Annotated in this window: 2 rRNA genes; both read right to left on the bottom strand. The window is 51.9% G+C overall.

The features are described 5' to 3' along the window. Positions 1-44: 44 nt before the first annotated feature. Positions 45-160: ribosomal RNA gene (gene rrf / locus EKO24_RS06290) — 5S ribosomal RNA — on the bottom strand. Positions 161-306: 146 nt separating this feature from the next. After that, a 23S ribosomal RNA gene (locus tag EKO24_RS06295) occupies positions 307-2,812 on the bottom strand; the annotation flags it as partial.

Raw genomic sequence — 2,812 nt, forward strand, 5'->3', positions numbered from 1 at the left:
AAAAAAAAACCCAAGCGATTAAGCTTGGGTTTTTGGTTTTAGGCGCTTGGCAATTCCCTACTTTCGCATGGCAAACGGCCACACTATCATCGGCGCTAAACGGTTTCACTTCCGAGTTCGGGATGGGATCGGGTGGTTCACGTTCGCTATGGTCACCAAGCAAACTGGTGTGTCGAGGCGCTGTCGCGTTGTTCTCGACGCTCTTCCCTCAGCCTAGGCTAAGGGTTGGAAATCTGTAACCTCGCGGTCATGCCTTGCTTTGTTGCGATTCAAGCTGTCACCCGCATCAAACTGATTGGGTGTTATATGGTCAAGCCTCACGGGCAATTAGTACACGTTAGCTACGCCCATTACTGGACTTCCACACCGTGCCTATCAACGTCGTCGTCTCCAACGGCCCTTCAGGGGACTTTAAGTCCCAGTGAGATCTCATCTTGGGAGGGGCTTCCCGCTTAGATGCTTTCAGCGGTTATCCTGTCCGAACATAGCTACCCGGCAATGCCACTGGCGTGACAACCGGAACACCAGAGGTTCGTCCACTCCGGTCCTCTCGTACTAGGAGCAGCTTCCCTCAAATCTCAAACGCCCACGGCAGATAGGGACCGAACTGTCTCACGACGTTCTGAACCCAGCTCGCGTACCACTTTAAATGGCGAACAGCCATACCCTTGGGACCTGCTTCAGCCCCAGGATGTGATGAGCCGACATCGAGGTGCCAAACACCGCCGTCGATATGAACTCTTGGGCGGTATCAGCCTGTTATCCCCGGAGTACCTTTTATCCGTTGAGCGATGGCCCTTCCATACAGAACCACCGGATCACTATGACCTACTTTCGTACCTGCTCGACTTGTCTGTCTCGCAGTCAAGCACCCTTATGCCATTGCACTCAAAAGGCTGATTTCCGACCAGCCTGAGGGTACCTTCGTGCTCCTCCGTTACGCTTTGGGAGGAGACCGCCCCAGTCAAACTACCCACCATACACTGTCCCCAATCCGGATCACGGACCTAGGTTAGAACTCCGAACATACCAGGGTGGTATTTCAAGGATGGCTCCACAAGAACTGGCGTTCCTGCTTCACAGCCTCCCACCTATCCTACACAAATAGGTTCAAAGTCCAGTGCAAAGCTATAGTAAAGGTTCACGGGGTCTTTCCGTCTAGCCGCGGGTACACTGCATCTTCACAGCGATTTCAATTTCACTGAGTCTCGGCTGGAGACAGTGTGGCCATCGTTACGCCATTCGTGCAGGTCGGAACTTACCCGACAAGGAATTTCGCTACCTTAGGACCGTTATAGTTACGGCCGCCGTTTACTGGGGCTTCGATCAAGAGCTTCGCTTACGCTAACCCCATCAATTAACCTTCCAGCACCGGGCAGGCGTCACACCCTATACGTCCACTTTCGTGTTTGCAGAGTGCTATGTTTTTGCTAAACAGTCGCAGCCACCATTTTATTGCAACCTTTTTCAGCTTCAGCCGCGAGGGCTTACACTTACTTGAGGCATACCTTCTCCCGAAGTTACGGTATCATTTTGCCTAGTTCCTTCAGCCGAGTTCTCTCAAGCGCCTTAGAATTCTCATCCCATCCACCTGTGTCGGTTTGGGGTACGGCTACTGGTAACCTGAAGCTTAGAGGTTTTTCTTGGAAGCATGGCATCAATCACTTCGTCGTTCCGAGGAACAACTCGTCATCACGTCTCAGGATATAAGTTCCCGGATTTGCCTAAGAACTCTCCCTACACGCTTAAACTACCTATTCCAACAGGTAGCTGACCTAGCCTTCTCCGTCACCCCATCGCAGTTACCACCAGTACAGGAATATTAACCTGTTTTCCATCGACTACGCCTTTCGGCCTCGCCTTAGGTACCGACTAACCCTGCGTCGATTAGCGTTGCGCAGGAAACCTTGGATTTTCGGCGTCAGGGTTTTTCACCCTGATTATCGTTACTCATGTCAGCATTCGCACTTCTGATACCTCCAGCAAACTTCTCAGTTCACCTTCGCAGGCGTACAGAACGCTCCTCTACCGCTCATCTTACGATGAACCCGTAGCTTCGGTACTATGCTTAGCCCCGGTAAATCTTCCGCGCAAGCCGACTCGACCAGTGAGCTATTACGCTTTCTTTAAAGGGTGGCTGCTTCTAAGCCAACCTCCTGGCTGTCTGTGCCTTCTCACATCGTTTCCCACTGAGCATAGATTTGGGGACCTTAGCTGACGGTCTGGGCTGTTTCCCTTTTCACGACGGACCTTATCACCCGCCGTGTGTCTCCCGTGCTGAAACTTGTTGGTATTCGGAGTTTGCATCGGGTTGGTAAGTCGAGATGACCCCCTAGCCGAAACAGTGCTCTACCCCCAACAGTTATACACGAGGCGCTACCTAAATAGCTTTCGAGGAGAACCAGCTATCTCCGAGCTTGATTAGCCTTTCACTCCGATCCACAACTCATCCCCGGATTTTTCAACATACGTGGGTTCGGCCCTCCAGTGAGTATTACCCCACCTTCAGCCTGGTCATGGATAGATCGCCCGGTTTCGGGTCTAATCCCAGCGACTAAACGCCCTATTAAGACTCGCTTTCGCTACGCCTCCCCTATTCGGTTAAGCTTGCCACTGAGATTAACTCGCTGACCCATTATACAAAAGGTACGCAGTCACGGAACAAGTCCGCTCCTACTGCTTGTACGCATACGGTTTCAGGTTCTATTTCACTCCCCTCTCCGGGGTTCTTTTCGCCTTTCCCTCACGGTACTGGTTCACTATCGGTCAGTAAGGAGTATTTAGCCTTGGAGGATGGTCCCCCCATGTTCAG

Origin of the sequence: Candidatus Methylobacter oryzae, from assembly GCF_003994235.2 — a bacterium.
Taxonomy (GTDB): Bacteria; Pseudomonadota; Gammaproteobacteria; order Methylococcales; family Methylomonadaceae; genus Methylobacter_A; species Methylobacter_A oryzae.